The organism is Arcobacter pernae (assembly GCF_049472135.1).
Classification (GTDB): Bacteria; Campylobacterota; Campylobacteria; order Campylobacterales; family Arcobacteraceae; genus Arcobacter_B.
In genome coordinates this window covers 67,279-86,441 of record NZ_JBMOVV010000007.1, presented here as the reverse complement: position 1 = coordinate 86,441, position 19,163 = coordinate 67,279, and the positions used below count along the sequence as shown (strand labels likewise).

General features: G+C 28.3%; 21 protein-coding genes. 12 read left to right on the top strand and 9 right to left on the bottom strand.

Annotated features, from left to right (window positions below):
• The first annotated feature begins 101 nt into the window (after positions 1 to 101).
• On the top strand, positions 102 to 1,952 hold the full coding sequence (locus ACH5BF_RS09420) for an RNB domain-containing ribonuclease (protein WP_423273990.1): 1,851 nt from the start codon (positions 102 to 104) through the stop codon (positions 1,950 to 1,952).
• A 1-nt stretch (position 1,953) separates the two neighbouring features.
• On the opposite strand, the gene fliW is transcribed toward ACH5BF_RS09420, so the two are convergent.
• Complete coding sequence (gene fliW / locus ACH5BF_RS09415) at positions 1,954 to 2,322, bottom strand: flagellar assembly protein FliW (protein ID WP_423273989.1); 369 nt, start codon at positions 2,320 to 2,322, stop codon at positions 1,954 to 1,956.
• Between the two features lie 62 nt (positions 2,323 to 2,384).
• Between fliW and holA the strand changes: the two genes are divergently transcribed.
• The 5 genes from holA to ACH5BF_RS09390 all read left to right on the top strand — a co-directional run bounded on the left by holA (position 2,385) and on the right by ACH5BF_RS09390 (position 4,890).
• On the top strand, positions 2,385 to 3,365 hold the full coding sequence (gene holA / locus ACH5BF_RS09410; RefSeq protein ID WP_423273988.1) for a DNA polymerase III subunit delta: 981 nt from the start codon (positions 2,385 to 2,387) through the stop codon (positions 3,363 to 3,365).
• An 81-nt stretch (positions 3,366 to 3,446) separates the two neighbouring features.
• Positions 3,447 to 3,800, top strand: a complete 354-nt coding sequence (gene rpsF / locus ACH5BF_RS09405; protein WP_423273987.1) for a 30S ribosomal protein S6 — start codon at positions 3,447 to 3,449, stop codon at positions 3,798 to 3,800.
• Between the two features lie 24 nt (positions 3,801 to 3,824).
• Positions 3,825 to 4,361: a single-stranded DNA-binding protein gene (locus ACH5BF_RS09400; protein ID WP_423273986.1), complete on the top strand. Its 537-nt coding sequence runs from the start codon at positions 3,825 to 3,827 to the stop codon at positions 4,359 to 4,361.
• 18 nt (positions 4,362 to 4,379) lie between these two features.
• On the top strand, positions 4,380 to 4,637 hold the full coding sequence (gene rpsR, locus ACH5BF_RS09395; RefSeq protein ID WP_423273985.1) for a 30S ribosomal protein S18: 258 nt from the start codon (positions 4,380 to 4,382) through the stop codon (positions 4,635 to 4,637).
• Positions 4,638 to 4,725: 88 nt separating this feature from the next.
• Positions 4,726 to 4,890, top strand: a complete 165-nt coding sequence (locus tag ACH5BF_RS09390) for a hypothetical protein (RefSeq protein ID WP_423273984.1) — start codon at positions 4,726 to 4,728, stop codon at positions 4,888 to 4,890.
• Positions 4,891 to 4,928: 38 nt separating this feature from the next.
• On the opposite strand, the gene ACH5BF_RS09385 is transcribed toward ACH5BF_RS09390, so the two are convergent.
• From ACH5BF_RS09385 to nusA, 3 genes are all read right to left on the bottom strand, one after another.
• The gene (locus ACH5BF_RS09385; protein WP_423273983.1) at positions 4,929 to 6,908 is read right to left on the bottom strand and encodes a BCCT family transporter; all 1,980 of its coding nucleotides are present in this window, start codon (positions 6,906 to 6,908) and stop codon (positions 4,929 to 4,931) included.
• Positions 6,909 to 7,021: 113 nt separating this feature from the next.
• Entirely contained in the window at positions 7,022 to 8,425 is a 1,404-nt protein-coding gene (gene cysS, locus ACH5BF_RS09380) for a cysteine--tRNA ligase (protein ID WP_423273982.1), read from the bottom strand.
• Position 8,426: 1 nt separating this feature from the next.
• Positions 8,427 to 9,602, bottom strand: a complete 1,176-nt coding sequence (gene nusA / locus ACH5BF_RS09375) for a transcription termination factor NusA (RefSeq protein ID WP_423273981.1) — start codon at positions 9,600 to 9,602, stop codon at positions 8,427 to 8,429.
• A 152-nt stretch (positions 9,603 to 9,754) separates the two neighbouring features.
• On the opposite strand from nusA, the gene ACH5BF_RS09370 reads away from it, so the two are divergent.
• Genes ACH5BF_RS09370 through ACH5BF_RS09355 form a run of 4 tightly spaced genes read left to right on the top strand, consistent with a single transcriptional unit; the run spans position 9,755 to position 13,517 of the window.
• The gene (locus ACH5BF_RS09370) at positions 9,755 to 9,997 is read left to right on the top strand and encodes an HP0268 family nuclease (protein WP_404306764.1); all 243 of its coding nucleotides are present in this window, start codon (positions 9,755 to 9,757) and stop codon (positions 9,995 to 9,997) included.
• A 19-nt stretch (positions 9,998 to 10,016) separates the two neighbouring features.
• Positions 10,017 to 11,327: a tRNA (N6-isopentenyl adenosine(37)-C2)-methylthiotransferase MiaB gene (miaB, locus tag ACH5BF_RS09365; protein WP_423273980.1), complete on the top strand. Its 1,311-nt coding sequence runs from the start codon at positions 10,017 to 10,019 to the stop codon at positions 11,325 to 11,327.
• A complete protein-coding gene (locus ACH5BF_RS09360; protein WP_423273979.1) occupies positions 11,327 to 11,941 on the top strand; it encodes a lysophospholipid acyltransferase family protein in 615 nt (204 codons plus the stop codon). The genes miaB and ACH5BF_RS09360 overlap by 1 nt, the downstream gene beginning before the upstream one ends.
• Positions 11,942 to 11,957: 16 nt before the next feature.
• Positions 11,958 to 13,517 carry a DUF8569 domain-containing protein gene (locus ACH5BF_RS09355; RefSeq protein WP_423273978.1) on the top strand — a complete coding sequence of 520 codons (1,560 nt, stop codon included), beginning with the start codon at positions 11,958 to 11,960 and terminating at the stop codon, positions 13,515 to 13,517.
• 27 nt (positions 13,518 to 13,544) lie between these two features.
• On the opposite strand, the gene mqnE is transcribed toward ACH5BF_RS09355, so the two are convergent.
• From mqnE to ACH5BF_RS09330, 5 genes are read right to left on the bottom strand one after another with little or no spacing between them, the layout of a single operon-like run.
• Positions 13,545 to 14,609, bottom strand: a complete 1,065-nt coding sequence (mqnE, locus tag ACH5BF_RS09350; RefSeq protein WP_423273977.1) for an aminofutalosine synthase MqnE — start codon at positions 14,607 to 14,609, stop codon at positions 13,545 to 13,547.
• A gap of 7 nt (positions 14,610 to 14,616) precedes the next feature.
• Complete coding sequence (locus tag ACH5BF_RS09345; protein WP_423273976.1) at positions 14,617 to 14,937, bottom strand: hypothetical protein; 321 nt, start codon at positions 14,935 to 14,937, stop codon at positions 14,617 to 14,619.
• Between the two features lie 9 nt (positions 14,938 to 14,946).
• Positions 14,947 to 15,603 (bottom strand): carbonic anhydrase, encoded by a 657-nt coding sequence (locus ACH5BF_RS09340; RefSeq protein WP_423273975.1) that lies wholly within the window; start codon positions 15,601 to 15,603, stop codon positions 14,947 to 14,949.
• A complete protein-coding gene (locus ACH5BF_RS09335; RefSeq protein ID WP_423273974.1) occupies positions 15,600 to 15,842 on the bottom strand; it encodes a hypothetical protein in 243 nt (80 codons plus the stop codon). The genes ACH5BF_RS09340 and ACH5BF_RS09335 overlap by 4 nt, the downstream gene beginning before the upstream one ends.
• Positions 15,839 to 16,933, bottom strand: a complete 1,095-nt coding sequence (locus ACH5BF_RS09330; RefSeq protein WP_423273973.1) for an aminotransferase class I/II-fold pyridoxal phosphate-dependent enzyme — start codon at positions 16,931 to 16,933, stop codon at positions 15,839 to 15,841. The genes ACH5BF_RS09335 and ACH5BF_RS09330 overlap by 4 nt, the downstream gene beginning before the upstream one ends.
• Before the next feature lie 233 nt (positions 16,934 to 17,166).
• On the opposite strand from ACH5BF_RS09330, the gene ACH5BF_RS09325 reads away from it, so the two are divergent.
• Complete coding sequence (locus ACH5BF_RS09325) at positions 17,167 to 17,979, top strand: AraC family transcriptional regulator (protein ID WP_423273972.1); 813 nt, start codon at positions 17,167 to 17,169, stop codon at positions 17,977 to 17,979.
• The gene (locus tag ACH5BF_RS09320; RefSeq protein WP_423273971.1) at positions 17,969 to 19,144 is read left to right on the top strand and encodes a YbfB/YjiJ family MFS transporter; all 1,176 of its coding nucleotides are present in this window, start codon (positions 17,969 to 17,971) and stop codon (positions 19,142 to 19,144) included. The genes ACH5BF_RS09325 and ACH5BF_RS09320 overlap by 11 nt, the downstream gene beginning before the upstream one ends.
• Positions 19,145 to 19,163: the final 19 nt, after the last annotated feature.

Sequence of the window (19,163 nt, the reverse complement as noted above, 5' to 3'; positions counted from 1 at the left end):
GTCTAAATAGTTACAGCTTAATAACACTAAATAACAATAATTCAAAAAAATTTAGATAAAATATTTACTAAAAATTAGAAAATATATAAGGAAGCTATAAATTGTATAGTTCAATATTTAAAAAAATAGTTCAACAAAATAACGATTTTAATCAAGATGAATTAGATAAATTAAGTGTATTAGAAAAAGATGAAATTGTTATAAAAAATGATGATAAATATATCTTAAATTCTAAGTATAAAGTAGGGTTTATAAAATTACAAAATAAAAGAGCAATATTAAAAGATATATCTAATGAACATAAAGATATCACATTAGATTTTGAGCACTTATCAGGTGCTTATGATGGAGATTTTATTTTAGCAAAGAGAGTTTTTAATCCAAGAAGTAAGGTAAAAGCAAAGGTAATTAGAGTCTTAGATGGTAAAAAATCAGAAGTTTTACTTTATGTAAAAGATAACTCTTTTTACACAGTAAAAGAGCATATAAAACTAGAGAATAAGGGTGCTTTACAATATAAAGAAGGTGATGTTTTGCTTGTTGATAATCAAACTTTAGAGTTGATTAAACATGTTGGAAATTTAGCTGATCCTAAAGTAGATGAATTTATATCTTTACACCTTTATAATGAAACTGTAAGACTTGAAAAGCCTTTAGAAGTTAAAGCTTTGATGGATGATGAAAAACAAAGAGTAGATTTAAGAGATTTACCATTTTGTACAATAGATCCAAATAGTGCAAAAGACCATGATGATGCAATTTATTATGATGAATCAAATGAAATTTTATATGTGGCAATTGCTGATGTTTCGTATTTTGTAAAAGAAGGAAGTGCTCTTGATAAACTTGCTTTTAAAAAATCAACTTCTGTATATCTTCCTGGAAAAGTTTTACCAATGCTTCCAAATGAGCTTAGTGAAGATATGTGTTCCTTAAAAGAAGGGGTTGATAGATACTCTTACGTTTTTAAAATGTATTTAGATTTAGAAAATAAAGATGTAAAAAAGGCTGAGTTATTTGAAGCCATTATAAACTCTCATAAGAAGTTTTCATATGGAAGAATAGATAGAGTTTTAGAGGGGCACTTAGATCAATATAGTAGCGTAGAAAAAGAGATTTTTGACTATTTACTTCCATTATATGAAGTAACAAAAAGCTTTAGGGCAAAAAGACTTGAAAAAGGTTATGATTTTAGAACAAGTGAGTTTAGACTTAAACTTAAAAACGGTGAACTTTTTGGAATAGATGAAGAAGAATCAACAGCTTCTCATCAGTTAATAGAAGAGTGTATGCTTTTAGCAAATATTCAAGCTAGTAAAAAAGTAAATAGTGTTGGAATTTTTAGAATTCATGAAGAACCACCATTTAAAGCTATTTCGCAACTTGTTGATGATGTAAATATTTTAGGTGTAAAAGTAAAACTTAAAAGTGATGTTCATGATACAATTACTCATATTCAAGAAAGAGCAAGTCATAGTGTTTTAAGTGAAGAGATAGATGAGCTTATTATTCATGCTCAAACTCAAGCAAAATATAGTTCAAAAAACTTAGGACACTTTGGTTTAGGATTTAAGTCTTATTCCCATTTTACAAGTCCTATTAGAAGATACTCTGATTTAGTTTTACACAGAATGTTAAAAACTAAAAAAACACCTGAGAATATAGATGAAATATGTGAATATATTTCAACAAGAGAGCGAGAAGTTGATAAACTTGTTTGGGATTTTGAAGATAGAAAATATGCAAGATGGGCTGCAAAAAACATTGGTATTGAATTAAAAGTAAAAATTATTGATATTGAAAAAAGCAAGGCAGTTTGTTATGATAAAGCTAAAGGAATGAAAGTTACTTTAGATAATTATAAGGGACAGAATTTATATACTAAGTTAAGAGTAAAAATTAAAGAAGCAAATATTGTTACAAAACAAATTATAGCTTCTATTAAATACTAAACTATTCTACAAGATTTGTAAATAGTTTTGGAATGCTATCTTTTATAATGTATTGACCTACTAATTTATGCCTTTTATTTATTAAAATAGGTGCTACAAGATTTACTATTGATTTTTCAATAGGGTCTTGAAGTACAACAGAAAAATAAATATCAAAATCTTCTCTTCTTCTAATATGCATTTTCTCTAAAATCTCATCTTCGATATTAAAATCAAAAGCTGCATGTTGTAAGTACTTAATATTAACTATTGTGAAACTTATAAAGTTTTGTTTATCTAAAATTAAAGATGAAAAATTTTCATCAATATTTTCTAGTTCAACTTTTTTTATATTATCAAAACCTTGCAAGGGAATAGTAATTTCATACATTTGAAGCCTTTTTAGTAGTGACTGAATTTTATTGAAAGTATACTTAGGATATGATATAACTTATGTATAGAAACGAATTTGATAATCATTTAAAACAGAATAAAAAATTTAATGCTTATATGTTTTTTGGTCAATCAACTTTTTTAGTTGAGTATTATGCTTCTAAAGTAGCAGCACTACATGGCAATAAAGAAGATGTTGAAAAACTATATTTTGATGACTATGATTTCAAATATGCAAAAGATAAACTTTTGCAATCTTCATTATTCTCAGATAACAATATCTTACTTATTAAACTTGATAAAAAAAGACCTAAAAAAGAAGTTATGGAACTTATTGAAGCTTGTAACACAAATACTAGCAGTACAGTAATATTCTCATGTTTAGGTGATAGTGAATTTAAAACTATGGGAACTTATTTTAGTGATAAAACTAATTCAGTTAGTATTAGAATGTTCTCTCCTGCAAATTATGAAGCTATTAAAATTTTAGAAAACGAAGCAACAAATCTAAAAATGGATTATGAAGTTTCTGCTTTAAACCATCTTTTCTTTATGCATAAAAATGACTTGTCATTATGTATGAATGATTTAAAAAAATTAGCTGTATTAGATAAAAAGATAACTTCAAATGTAGTAAATACTCATTGCTTTGGCATAGGTGATGTTTCTTTTGAAGATTTTTTAAATGATTTAATTGAAGGAAAAGATATAAGTGATGATTTACAACTTTTATTAGAAGAGGGTGTAAATGAAATTTATCTTTTAACTCAAGTTACATCTTATGTACAACAGTTATTTATGATAAGCTCTTATGCAAGAACAATGGGAGCACCAAACCCAAAAGAGATTTTAGGGTTTATTCCACCTAAAAATATATGGGAAAGAAAATCTAAACTAGCAATAAATATTAAACCAGAAGTTTTCGCAGATATGATGGAATATCTACTAGATATTGAGCTAGAATTCAAAACTTCAAAAATTACTAATCAAAACTTGTATTTACAAGCAACTCTAAGAAAGTTTACAGTTTTATTTAGATAAAATCACGGACTTTACAAAAATTCATCCTTGCTGATATTAGGAAATGTAAAGATACCGGCACAAACTATAAGGAGAAAATAGATGTCAAAATTAAAACATTACGAAACAATGTTTATTATTAAACCTACGTTAACTGAAGAAGAGACTCAAGCTCAAATTGAAATCGTTAAAGCAAATATTGCTAAAAACGGTGGTGAAGTTGTTGCTTGTGATGATATGGGTGCTAAACAATTAGCATACGAAATTGATGGAAACAAAAGAGGTTACTACTACGTAATTTACTTCCAAGGTGAGCCTTCAAGCATTAAAGAACTTGAAAGAAATTACAAGTTCAATGAAAATATCATTAGATTTATCTTCATTAAATATGAAAACAAAAAAGAAATCGCTGCATGGACTAAAATGAGCGACGAGGCAGCTAAAAAAGCTAACTAATTAAAATAAAGACAGGAACCACTTATGTATAATAAAGTAATTATGGTTGGAAATCTTACAAGAGATATTGAACTAAGATATTTACCTTCAGGTGCAGCTATTGCTAAATCTGCTATTGCGACTTCATATAAATATAAAACATCTACGGGTGAACAAAAAGATGAAGTTTGTTTTTTAGATTTTAATATTTTTGGAAGATCTGCTGAAGTTGCTAATCAGTACTTAAGAAAAGGTTCTAAAGTTTTATTAGAGGGAAGACTTGTATTTGAACAATGGACTGCACAAGATGGGTCTAACAGAAATAGACACTCTTTAAGAGTTGACACTATGAAAATGTTAGATTCAAAAGGTGATTCTATGAATAACATGGCTGGGGATAACCAAGGTTATAATCCACAAGGTGGATCGTATAATCAACCAGCTGCGAACCAATACAATAATATGAACTCTCAAAATGGTAATATGCAAAACAACTATGGTGGTATGAATAATCAAGCGCAACAAATGCCTGAGCATAAAATACCTGAAATAGATATAGACGAAGACGAAATACCGTTCTAGAATTTAAAGGATTATAAAATGGCTGAAAGAAGAAAATACGGAAAAAAATATTGTAAATACACTGAAATGAAAGTTGATTTCATTGATTACAAAAATGTTGATTTATTAAAAATTTCTATGAGTGAAAGAGGTAAGATCATGCCAAGAAGACTTACTGGTAACTCTAAAAACTCTCAAGAAATGGTAGAAAAAGCAATCAAAAGAGCTAGACACATGGCTTTAGTTCCTTACATTGTTGATACTAAAAACGTTACTGACGCTGCTTACGCTAAGTAATTAGAACTTTAATAGTTAAAAAGGGAAGAGATTTTATCTCTTCCCTTTTTTTATACATATAAAAATGAATAGTTTATTAAAAGAGGCCATGCGTCTTAGATTTGAATACTATAACTTGTATGAAAACAAAGAGCAAAAGTGGCATAAAAAGTATGAAGGTCATAAACTTTACGAGGTGGTAGTAAAGAGTTTTGAATATGATTTTAAAGATATAGGTTTAATGATGCCAAAACTATTGGCTAAGTATAAATAAAAGTAAAGATATATAAAAAAGAAGGGAAATCCCTTCTTTTAGTTAATTAAGTGCATAAAGTGCATGTGTTTTTCATATTGGTCAACAATATCATTTCTAATGCTATCTTTTTCCCAACCCATAATATCATAATCTTGTCCACCTTCAATTAAGTGTACAATTGCACAATAATATAGTTCATCTTCTTGCCTATCTTCTTCATTTTTATCATCATGTAAAAAACCTGGTTTAATTCTTGAGATATTTTTTATTTGATATAAGAAGTTTTTATTTTCACCAAAGTTAGTCTCTTCACCTAAATTTACAACTAAAGTTACTTTATCTTTAGTTTCACTGATATTAACTTCAACATCAAACTCATTTTTTCTAAGAACTTCAGCTACATCATCCATAGCTGGTTTTGCAACTTTTTCTATGAATCTTCTAACATTCTTTTTTGTAGGATAGTTTACTATGTTGTTAAGTCTTTTATCCCAATCATCTGGATTTGAAGTAGATGTAGCAATAGTAGTTGAGTATTGTAAACTCTCTTTTTTTGCAATATCTAGTCTTAATGCTTTGATTAAACCATACGTAGCAATTAGAAGTACTATACTAAAAGGTAAGGCACTTGCAATTGTCATTGTTTGTAAAGCAGCAAGTCCACCAGCTAAAATAAGAATCGAAGCAATAACTCCTTCCCCAACTGCCCAGTAAACTCTTTGCCATATTGGTGTATTATCTTCACCATTTGAACAAAGCATATCAATAACCATAGAACCTGAGTCTGATGAAGTTACAAAGAAAACAATTACCATAATAGTTGCAACAACAGAAGTAAATGAAGCAAAAGGAAAGTTCTCTAAAAATGCAAATAAAGCAACTGTAACATCATTTGATACAGTAGTTCCTAATTGAGTAATCCCTTCTACTAAAATTAAATTAATTGCTGAGTTACCAAAAAATGTCATCCACATTAAAGTGAAACCAGTTGGTACTAATAAAACACCAAGTGTAAATTCCCTAATTGTTCTACCTCTTGAAATTCTTGCAATAAAAAGTCCAACAAATGGTGACCATGAAATCCACCAAGCCCAATAAAGAATAGTCCAACCACCAATCCAATCAGTTTTTTCATAGGCGAATAGGTTAAATGTACTATTTAAAATATTTGAAGCATATGCACCAATATTTTGAACATAAGCTTGAAGTAAGAATACAGTAGGTCCTACTATTAAAATAAACAATAATAAACCTACAGCTAATAAAAGATTTATTTCTGATAATCTTTTAATACCTTTATCAAGACCTGTAGTAACAGACAGCGTTGCCAAAGCTGTAATTACTAAAATTAAAATCACTTGTGTTGTAGCTCCAACTGGAACATCCCATAAGTAGTTTAATCCTGTATTAACTTGTAAAACACCATATCCAAGAGAAGTAGCAACTCCAAATAGTGTACCAATTACAGCAAAAATATCAACTGCATGACCGATTGGTCCATATATTTTATCTCCTATTATTGGATATAAAGCAGATCTTAATGTAAGTGGTAAGTTGTGTCTATAACTAAAGAAAGCTAAAATAATTGCAACTATTGCATAGATAGACCAAGCGTGTAAACCCCAGTGGAAGAATGTTATTCTCATGGCTTCCCTAGCTGCTTCAACACTACTTCCTTCTCCAACAGGTGGACTTAAAAAGTGCATTACTGGTTCAGCTACACCAAAAAACATTAAACCAATACCCATACCAGCTGAGAATAGCATAGCAAACCATGATAAATTACTATAATCAGATGTAGAGTGATCAGGCCCTAGTTTAATGTCTCCATATTTAGAGAAGGCTAGAAAAGCAACGGTAATAAGAATAATTGCAACGGATAGTACATAGAACCAACTTCCATTTTCAACTATGATAGCTTGAAGTTGTTTGAAGAAAGCATCTGCAACTTTTGGAAAAGTAGATGCAAAAAGTGCCAGACAAATAATTAGTCCCGAGGAGACGTAAAAAACAGTTTTATTTAATTTTGTAGTCATTAAATTCCTTTGTATAATCTATTTATTATTCATTATACAAAAAAAAGATAATATGAAGTTTATATAAGTGAAATTTATTAAGTATTTAAATAAAGCCTAGTTTAAACTAGACTCTATTGTTTTTCCCAAACAACACCATTTGGTGTGTCCATAAGGTTTATTTGCATTGAAGTTAATTCATCTCTTACTTTATCAGCAGTTTCGAAATCTTTTGCTTTTTTTGCTTCATTTCTTTTAGAAATTAACTCTTCGATTTTATTTTTAGTTAGCTCATCAATTCCAAATTGGAAATATTCATAAGCATCACTTCCTCCAAAACCAAGTGTTTCTTCTATAAATTCAATAGAAGCTACAAGCTCTTTTTTGAAGGCTTTATCTTTTGCATTTTCATTTAGTTTTTCATTAGCATTATTAATAAATTCATCTATAACAGCTAAAGCTTTTGAAGTATTAATATCATCATTTAAAGCCTCTATTATTGAAGTTTTAAACTCTTTATTTACAGCAGATTTTCCTCCACCATAAACTCTTTTTTTAACTCTATAAAGTTTGTCTAGTCTTTTTTTAGAAGCTATTAAATCCTCTTCATTAAAGTTAAAGTTTGCTCTATAATGAGCAGTCATAAGATAAAATCTTACAACTTCTCCTGAATAAGATTTTAAAATATCTTTTAAGAAAAATGAGTTACCTAAAGATTTACTCATTTTTTCTCCATTGATATTTACAAAACCATTATGCATCCAGTATTTTGATAAATGTTGTTTTGAATCACATCTAGTCTGAGCTGCTTCATTTTCATGGTGAGGGAATAGTAAATCAGCTCCTCCTCCATGAATATCAATTTGATATTCGCTATCTTCATAAGCTAAATGTTCTTTAATCATAGCCGAACACTCTATATGCCAACCAGGTCTACCATTTCCAAATGGCGCTTCAAAAGTTACATCATTCTCTTTAGCAAATTTCCATAAGGCAAAATCAGAAGGGTTTCTTTTTTCAGTATTTGTTTCTACTCTAGATTGAGAGTTTTCATCGCTAGCCATAGAAGATATAGAACCATATGAACTATCTTTTGATGTATCAAAATAAATACCATCACTTATTTTATAAGCAACATCTTTTGACATTAGGTTATTAATCATATCTTTCATTATTTGAAGGTTTTGAGTTGCTTTAGGCTCTAATGTGTTATCTAACACATTTAAAGCCTTCATATCATTTTTGTAAGCGTTTATGTATTCATTAGTTATATCTTCTAATGTTCTTGAAGTTTCATACATTTTTTTGATGATTTTATCATCAATATCAGTAAAGTTTTTAGTCATAGTAACTTCATAGTTATTTGTTTTAAATACTCTATGAAGTAAATCAAAAGCAATTGCACTTCTTGCATGACCTAAGTGTGAGTCATCGTAAACTGTTGGCCCACACACATAGATCTTTACTTGATTTTCTTTAATAGCTTCAAATTGAACTTTTTTCTTTTTTACTGAGTCATATATGTATATAGTATTCATATTATTTAAACAGTGCCTCTAAAGATGAAGTATCAGTAGTTTTCTCTTCAGGTTGAATTGATGCGTCCATAGAAGTGTTTGCTGTTTTCCCTTCAACTTCAATTAATTCAATATCATATTTTGTAAGCATTGAAGCTAATCTGATATTTAAACCTGATTTACCAATAGCTTTTGATTTTTGGTCACTTGGAATAGTAACTGTTGCTTTACCTTTTTCATTTCCTTCTGGTGCTTTATCAATTTTAACTGATGAAATAATAGCAGGAGATAAAGCTCTAGCTAAGAACATTTCAGGAATAGCAGAGAATTCAACACAGTCAATATTCTCACCATTTAATTGTTGTGAAACAGCACCAATTCTAACACCTTTTACTCCTACAACTGAACCAATTGGGTCAATTTGTGGGTCTGTAGTTAAAAGTGCAATTTTAGCTCTAGAACCAGGAATTCTAGCACTTGCTTCAATTGAGATTTTTTCATCTTTTAATTCAGGAACTTCAAGTCTTAATAATGACTCTAAGAATTTAGGACTTGTTCTTGAAATCTCAATAATTAATCCATTTGATTTATCAATATTAACTGATTTTACAACCGCTTTAATTGTATCACCAACTCTAAATGACTCACCTTTAATTCTACTTTTTCTAGGTAACATACCTTTTACTTCACCAATTTCAATAAAAGTATTTTCTGTTCTATCTACTCTTGTTACAGTTCCAGAGATGATTTTTCCAATTTTATCTTTATATTTACTTACTAAATTCTCTTCAATAAATCTTTGAACTCTGTATTCAAAGTTGTTATGTAAAATTGTTGCTGCATTTCTTCCCATGTTTTCAAATTCAAGGTCATAATCAACAGTATCACCAACTTCTAAATCTTCATCAATCTCTTTTGCTTCAGTTAATTCAATAAAGTTTTCTGGATTAAGTTTATTTCCCCATTCATCTTCACCTAAACCTAATGTTCTATTGTCTCCATCAGGTACAACTTCTACTTTTTGTGAAAGTTCAAGTTTTTTATTTTCTCTATCAATATTTGCATCAAAAACTAATGTTTCATCTACCATTTTTTGGGCAGTTTTGATTAATGCTTCTTTTAAAGCATTTTCAACATCTTCAATTTTTAAACCTTTTTCATAGGCAATTGAATCTAATATATCTATTATTTTCTCCATTAATAACCTTTTTTATGTTGACATTGAAATGATTTGTTTTGATTTCCAATGTAATGTAGGCAGATATTATATCCAAAACTTCTTTTATAGAAGTTAAAGCAATTTTAAGATAAAATGTATAGTTACATTAAAAAAGAAAAAGGGCTTAATAAATGGAATTATTATTTGCTAGAAACGAGTTAAATGAAAAACCCAAAAAAGTACAATTAGATAAGATTAAAGAAGAATTACAAAAAGAGGGTGAAAAGATTTTCTATTTTGATAGAGATAATTCACACAAAGATATGATGGCATTAGTTGATGCTTTAGAAGATGAAGGCTTAAATGTATACTTCAGAGAAGTTAAATACGGTTTAGCTGATGATGAGTATATGTATGAGGTTCATGCACTTTAATAGAAAGTAGTGTAGCAAAATGAGTTCAAACAAAAAATTATTTATTCAAACATTAGGCTGTCAGATGAATGACACTGATAGTCAGCATATTCAAGCAGAGCTTGAAAAACATAAAGGTTATACTCCTACTGAGAATATGGAAGATGCTGATTTAATCATCATTAATACATGTTCTGTAAGAGAAAAGCCAGTTCAAAAACTTTTTTCAGAAATTGGTCAATTTAACAAAAAGAAAAAAGAGGGTGCAAAAATTGGTGTTTGTGGATGTACAGCAAGTCATCTTGGTAAAGATATTATTAAAAGAGCACCTTATGTGGATTTTGTTGTAGGGGCTAGAAATATATCAAAAATCAAAGATGTAGTTGATGTAAAAGGTTCAGTTGAAATTGCAATTGATAATGATGAGTCAATGTATGAGTTTGCTGCAGCAAAAACAAACAAATATAGAGCTAGTGTAAATATTTCTGTTGGTTGTGATAAAAAATGTACTTATTGTATTGTTCCAAATACAAGAGGTGAAGAGATTTCTATTCCACCAGAAATGATTGTAAAGCAAGTTCAAAATGCAGTTGATGAAGGTGCAGTTGAAGTAATGCTTTTAGGTCAAAATGTTAACTCTTATGGAAGAAGATTCTCAGATAAAAGACCTAAATACTCTTTTACAAAACTTTTACAAGACGTTTCAAAAATTGAAGGTTTAAAAAGAATTAGATTTACTTCTCCACACCCTTTACATATGGATGATGAATTTATTGAAGAGTTTGCAAAAAATGAAAAGATCTCAAGATGTATTCATATGCCATTACAAAGTGGTTCAACAGCTGTTTTAAGAGCAATGAAAAGAGGATACACTAAAGAGTGGTTCTTAAATAGAGCAGCTAAAATGAGAGAACTTGTTCCTGATCTTAGAATTACAACTGATATTATTGTTGCATTCCCAGGTGAAACTGATGAGGATTATGAAGATACTTTAGATGTAGTAAGAAAAGTAGGATTTGACCAAATCTTTAACTTTAAATACTCACCTAGACCTGAAACAGCAGCTTTAGAGTTAAAAGACCAAGAGATTCCTGATGAAATTGGAAGTGCAAGATTAACTGGATTAATTGAACTTCACAAAAGACATCTTGAAGAGCAAATGCCTAAACTTATTGGTTCAACTGTAAATATCTTAGTTGAGTCATTAAAACCAAATGGTGAAATTTCTGGATATACAGATAACTATCTTCAAGTATTTGCAAAAGGTAGTGATGAACTACTTGGAAAATTTGTGGATGTTAAAGTAACAGATGTAACTAGAACAGCTTTAAAAGGTGAAGTTTTAGCCTAATGAAGCTTTTCTTTAAACTAAAAATATTACCATACTTCTTATATTTTTTAGTTAGATTGATTTATGCTACTAATAAAAAGGTTTATCATCATCCACAATTAAAGGATGATGAGGCTTATGTTTTTGTAATGTGGCATGGAGATTTATTAAGTCAGCCTTTCAACTATAGAGCCCTAAGAGGTAAAAGAGTTGTAAAAGGTATGATAAGTCTAAATAAAGATGGGGAAATCCTATCAAGAGTTTTTTCACTTTTAGGAATAGAAGCCTTAAGAGGGTCTTCTTCTAAAGGTGCAGCTAAAGTATTAATTAGTACAATTAAGGAAATCAAATCAGGAACAGATATTGCAATAACTCCTGATGGTCCAAGAGGGCCTAGGTTTTCTGTTGCAAATGGTGTTGTAGCTATTGCTCAAAAAAGTGGTTCTAATATTGTAGTTTTAAACTCTAAACCAAGTAAATATTGGCAGTTTAAATCTTGGGATAAGTTTGTTTTACCTAAGCCTTTTGGTAAAATAGATTTTTATATGTCAGAACCTTATAATATTAATGACTTACAAATGGACGAAGCAAAAGATTTTATAAAAGAAAAACTGATGATTCATTCAATAAAGTAGTTTAAGTAGGAAGTATATGTTTAGTAAAGAGTCTTTGTATATTAATGCTATTAAATATGATACTCAATTAAAGCTAGATTATAAAAAACTAGATGATGAGCAGATAATAAATGCCAATAATTCTGTTTTTTTAGTAAAAGATGAGATTTTATCTCACGAAATTGCTCATAAAATTAATGCATCCCAAAAAGAAACACCCTTAACATATATTTCTACTTTATTAATTAGTGATACTACAAAACTAATTCCTAAAAATAGTAAAAAACCAAATGATTGCGAAGTAGCACACTTTAATAATGACTATGATATTGCTGTTTTAAAAACAACATTATTTGAAACTCAACACTATTTTGAAAAAACAGGAATAGATTACATATATTCTGCTTTTCATATATTAAATCTTCATATTGAACAAAAAGTTTGTAAGAATCAACTTTTGATTTTTTTATTTAATAATAAAGCATTTATATTAATACTTGATGATAAATCAAAGATTGTTTATAGTAAAACTATAGAGCTTCCAACTTTTGAAAGTATTAAAAAAACTCACTTTTATGATGATGATGTTGTAGGTCAAAAACTTTTTGATGAAATTTATTATTTAGAATTAAGTGAAATTATTCATAATAATTTAAATGAATTTTATGAAAAAGAGTCTCAAACATTTATCGATAAAATTACTATTTTATATACTCTAAAACAGTTGAGTCAAGATCAAGTAGACCAACTAAGTAACGAGCTTTTACTTACAATAGATTATCAACCTATAAATATTGATGAAGAGATATTTGAATTATCAAAAGACAAACATCATAAACAAAGTTTTATAAGTCCAAGAAAAAAAGAGAAAAAGAATAATTACCTTACAATATTCATTGTTCTATTTTTCCTTATGGCCTTCTATGGAGTTTATTTATTATTTGATGAAGTTAAAGATAATAAAACTAAAGAAGTAAAAGTTGAAAAGAATTTAAGAAGTGAAGTAAAACTTCCTGACCATGTGAATAAGAATGATAAAATCACAAAAAGAATTCAAGCTATTTTTGAATCAATTCCTTATGATGTTATCTTAGATGAGATGGTAATAGATGGAGATGCCTTACTATTAAAAGCACAATTCCTTAAAGATGATACGTTTATCAAGTCATTGCAACCAGAGCTTGAAACACTATATGAAACAATTGAAGTTAAACTAGATTCAAAAGAGAAGTATTTTATTACAGGTACTGTAATGGCAAAAGATTTACATGATTTAGAAAATATAACTTATAAAACATATAATAATAGGTATATTGTTGATGAGTTTTTCCCTATTTCAAGGGTTACTGAACAATTAAAAATATTAATGCCTGAAAATGCAATAGTAAAGTTCCAGTCTAGTCAAAATAATAAGGTTACAAAATTTAACTATTTAGTTAATCTTGAAGTATCAACTCCAACAGAGTTCTTTAATCTAATAGATATGATAAACAATGAGTTATATTCAATTAGTATTTCTTATCCTATAAGTATGATTAGAAATGAAGAGGGTAAAATAGATATTGAGTTTAATGTTCAATTTAATCAACCCCAATAAACTTTAAAATAAAAGAGGAATTAAAGGTTAATTCCAAACCTTTAATTCATTATAAATAGAGTCTCTCTCAACTGGAATAAATCCAGAATTTTGAATAAGTTCAACAAACTCTTTTAATGCAACACCACCAGCACTAGATGCTCCAGCTGCACTTTGGATTGATTCTTTTTCAATAGTTCCATCAACATCATTAGCTCCAAACTCTTGTGCTATTAATGCTAATTTTACAGTTGAAGTTGCCCAATAGGCTTTAATATTTGAGATATTATCAAGCATTATTCTAGCAATTGCATAAGTTTTTAAAATCTCTTGTCCAGTTAAAGGCTCTTCAACTTTTAAGTAGTTATTTTCTGTTTGGAATACTAAAGGAATAAATGCATTAAATCCATTTGTTTCATCTTGTAAGTCTCTTAGTCTAATCATATGATCAATTCTATGTTCTCTTGACTCAACATGACCAAATAGCATAGTAGCATTACTTTGTCTTCCTGCTTTATGCCAAAGTCTGTGAATTTGTAACCATTCATCAGATTTAACTTTTCCACCACAGATTTTCTTTCTTACTTTTTCATCAAAAATTTCAGCTCCACCACCTGGCATAGAATCAATACCATGCTCTTTCATCATATTAATTAAGTCTTCATAAGATACATTATACTCTTTACTTAAAAAGTGAATTTCTGCAGCTGTTAAAGCTTTTACATGAATTGAAGGGAAGTTTTCTTTGATTTTCTTGAATACATCCATATACCACTGTAATCCTGTATCTGGATTATGAGCTGATACTATATGAACTTCTTTGATATCATTTTTAGAAGAGTTTTTAACAATCTCTAAAATTTCTTCATGTGTCATAGTCCATTGATTTGGATTTTTTCTACTTGCACTGTAAGCACAGAATTGACAAACATCTTTACAAACATTTGTTGGATTTATGTGTCTATTTATATTAAAATATGTTTTTTTGCCGTGCTTTTCTTCTCTAATCTTATTTGCATAATGAGCTAAAGTAAATAAATCTAAATCATAAAGTTGAATACCATCTTCATAACTTAATCTTTGCCCATTCTCTAATTTCTCAATAATACTCATAATTTTCCTATTTACAGTCTAAATCTTTAGTGAACTCTTGATGTCTTCCAATATGAATAAAACCAACACAAGTTTTATTTAGATTACCATCAAAAAATCTTACTTTATATACTGTACTTTTATATCTAGTCTTTGTATCTTCTACCCTTAATTTATTAATTACTTCCATACTATTTACGTTTTTGTGTCCTAAAGTAGCAAGTATTTCAGTCATTTTTTTCTCTTTTAAGTCTTTTAAAACTAAAAAGATTGCAAGGGCAATTATTACAATAATTCCTATTATAATTACAGTTTTTTTAGGTAATCTTCTAACTTCGGTTTCATTCATATTTTATTCCTAATCTTCTATTTTCATTTCTTTTAGAGGTTTAAACTGGTTTTCTTTTTTATCTAAATAATCGATTTCACCATTTCCTACATCATAGTGCCATCCGTGAATCTCTAAAGTACCGTTTTCAACCTTTTGTTTTACATCAGGGTATGTTAAAAGGTTTTTTAATTGATGTTTAATAGAGTTTCTTTCTGTAATTCTATACATTTCTTCTTCAGTTGTGAATTTTTTATCTGCTAAAGTCTTCTCTTTTGCAGCCATTCCAAGTTTAAGCCATGTTTTTACATGAACTAAAGAAGTTGTATCTGGAATGTCATCATATTCATATAAGCTCTTACATGCTCCACAGTGAGTATGACCACATACAATAATATGTTTTACTCCAAGAACAGCAACTGCATATTCAATAGCAGCAGCACTTCCATGGAAATCTTCATCATGTTTAAATGGTGGAATAAAGTTACCAACATTTCTTAAAATAAACATATCACCTGGTTTAGTATTTAACATTAAATCAGGAGTTAATCTACTATCTGAACAACCTACAAATAAAACTTGTGGTTTTTGTCCATTAATTACTAACTCATTTAATTCATCTTGCCACTTTGGAACCTTATTTTGTTGGAACTTTTGGTGTCCTTTAATTAGTTGTTTTAAAATCATTTTATTTTACTCTTATCCATTATTATTTTTTTATCATTTACAGTTAATGCTGTAATTTTTTTAATATTGTCTTTCTCTTCATCATCTTGCAGTGTATATTCAATAATATAATCTATTTGATGACAAGATACCAAAACTGTATACCTAGATAATTGAATCTTTTCACAATTCTTTATTTTGCTAAATTCATTTGAGAAACTAAATGTTAAAAATGCCATTAATAAAATTAGAATTTTCATAAAAGTTCCTTTATTAAATTACAAACATTTCTTAAGTTTTCTTCTTCAATATCAATTTTAGCTATAAGTCTTATAATCGCAATCTTTACTGTTGGTTGCCTAATTGCTCCAACAACAAAGCCTTTTTCTTGAAGCTTTTTTTGTATTTCTTTAACTTTTTTGTTGTCTGCTACTTCAATTGGAATAATTAGACTTTGTGAAGTAATACCTAGAATTTCTTTTACAATTTTAAGATTTTTATTTATGTTTTCTTTTAGTGTTTGTTTATTTTCTACTATATGTTTTAAAGATTCTAAACCCATAGAAATATCAAAAAGAGATGGTGCAGTAGAATAAATAATAGGTTTTGCTCTATTTTGTAAGAACTCTATTATTTCATTTGAAGCTAAAATATAAGCTCCATATGAGCCGTAAGCTTTTCCTAATGTACCCATTTTGATGTGAAGTTTATTAGGTTTGATTTTATAGTAGTCAAAAATCCCTAAGAGATTTTCTCCTAAAACACCAGAACTATGTGCTTCATCTACAATAAGTAAAGCATTATAATTCTCTGAGATGTGGAAAATTTCTTCTTTAGCTACATCTCCTCCCATAGAGTAAACACCCTCAATAGCTACGATTTTTCTACCCTTTCTTGTGCAGGCTTTTAGCTTTTCTTCTAAATCTTTTTCATCATTATGTTTGAAGATAACAACTTGTTCATCTTTTAGAAGTTTTGTAGCTAAAATCCCACTTGCATGATAATCATCATCAATAAATAGAGTATCATTTTTTCTACATAAAGCTTCAATCATTGAAATATTTGCTAAAAAACCAGAGCCAACACAAACTGCGGCTTCAAATTTATTAACTTTACAAAGTTTTTCTTCAAACTCTTTATGAATTGGGTTATAGCCATTTACTAGCATAGAAGCTTTAGGGGAATAGTACTTTTGTTTTAGTACTCTTTCGTAAGCATTTTGGAAGATATTTACATTGGAAGCAAGACCTAAATAGTCATTGGAAGCTAAGTCAATTAACTCTTCATCGAATATGTCTCTTGTTCTATATCGATTTGATTTTTTAATTGAAAGTAGTTCTTTTGAATACAAAAAATTCTCCATAAGTGTTTGTATATGTTAACTAAAAAATCATAAAATTTAGTTGAATAATTTTAGAATCATTTAGTTGCTAGTTTATTGCTACTTTATATAGTTATACTTGTTTTACTAATTTTATATACGTCCTTTAAAAAGATGAATGTATTCGCTCATTACATTCATCTTTATAATATATAGCAATATTTTACAAGACTTTTAACAAACAATCATGTATTATTTTTACCATGAATAATAGAATATTAAAAATAAAAGATTTAGACTATTTAGAGCTTAAATATAGTAAAAAATTTCATGAGTGTTCACAAAAACATTATCATAATTTAATCTGTTTTCTTGGCCTAAAAAAAGGCAGTGCAACTATTGTTATAAATGATGAGAAGATAATATTAGATGAAAATTCTTTAGTGATTATAAATCCAAATGAAGTTCATTTTTCTATTTCCAATGATTTTAGTGAAGATTATTATGTGATTTATATAGATAGGAATTGGTATAAAAATCTGCAAAGTATTACATATAAAACTAATGAAATTTTTCTTTTACCTAATAAAATTGAAAATAGCTTATTACTTGAGAGTTTTTTTACTCTTTTTGATTTTTTAAACTCTTCAAATGATAGTATTAAAAAAGAGCTTTTACTATTAGAGTTTTTAAAAGATATTTTCTCAAAGTTTTGTAAAAAAGATGAGTTTCTAAATATTGATAATACAACAAAAATAGCAAAAGACTTTAAAGAGTATATAGAAAATAATATATCTTCAAAATTAACATTATCAAAAATAGCAAACGAATTGGGCTTTAGTCCTTATCATATTATTAGGGTTTGTAATCAAGATTTTGGTTTATCAGCTAATGCTTATATTGTTAATAAAAGAGTTCATAGGGCAAAAAAATTAATTTCAGATGGTGTTGATATAAGTCAAGCAGCTATTGAAGTTGGTTTTTACGACCAAAGTCACTTAACAAATGTTTTTAAAAAAGTTTTTGCAATAACGCCAAAGGCATATCAAAAGGAAATTAAAAAAAATGAGAATTAATCTACTTGATAAAAATAGTAATTTTAATATTTTACTTGCTGGAATTATAGGACTTTTTATTGGAGTTGGGGTTGCAAGGTTTTCTTATACTTCTTTGCTTCCTGCAATGCTTGATGATGAAGCTTTAACATTAACTTTTTCAGGTGTATTAGCTTCACTAAATTATGTAGGATATTTAAGTGGAGCAATTTTTGCCATTTTTATAAAAGACATAGATACAAAAGTAAAATATTTTAGATTAGGTATAGTTTTATGTATTGTAACTACTTTAGTCTTAGGTGTTACATCAAATGATATCTTATGGTTAGTTTCAAGAGTAGTTGCTGGTTTTGCGGCTGCAATGGCACTTATTGTTGGTGCTGCAATTGTGATGGTAAAATTGAACTTTGAAGATAAAACAAAAGCTATGGGGATATATTTTTCTGGTATTGGAATTGCTTTAGCTAGTTCTGATATTATAAGTAGATTTGTTTTAGAGTACTCTTCATGGCAGAACTCTTGGATTATTTTAACTTTAAGTGCAGCTCTTGTTTGTTTTTATCCTTTATATATATTGTCTTTTGATAAAAAAGTTGCAACATCAAATGAAAAACACCCTTTTAATAAGGCTATATTTTCTCCTTTTGTAGTTATTTTAATTGCTGCATACTTTACAGAAGGTGTTGGTTTTGTTGTTCAAGGAACATTTCTTCCAACGATTTTAAAATCTATTGAAGGTTTAGAAGAAATTGCGGCTTTATCGTGGCTTTTAGTAGGACTAGCTGGTATTCCTTCTTCTATAATATGGATGAGATTAGCTTATAAGTATGGAAGTGTGAATATAATCATTTTAGCTATGAGTCTTCAAGTTATTGGAATTTTAATACCAACGCTTACAACAAATATGTATTTAAATCTTTTATGTGGAGTTTTTTATGGTGGAACTTTTGTTGGATTAGTTGCTTTATTTATGAATTTAGGTGGACAACTAGCTAAGAAAAACCCTGTAATGCTAATGGGAGCATTAACTACAGCTTATGGAATAGGGCAAGTTACAGCTCCTTTATATGCAGTAAGTTTGACAAAACTTACAGGTAATTATGACTATGCTTTATACTTAACAGCTGCTATTGTATCTTTTGGAGTTTTAATTCTTCTTTTATCAAAAAAAGTAATAAAAAAATAGTGTTATATTAAATGTGATA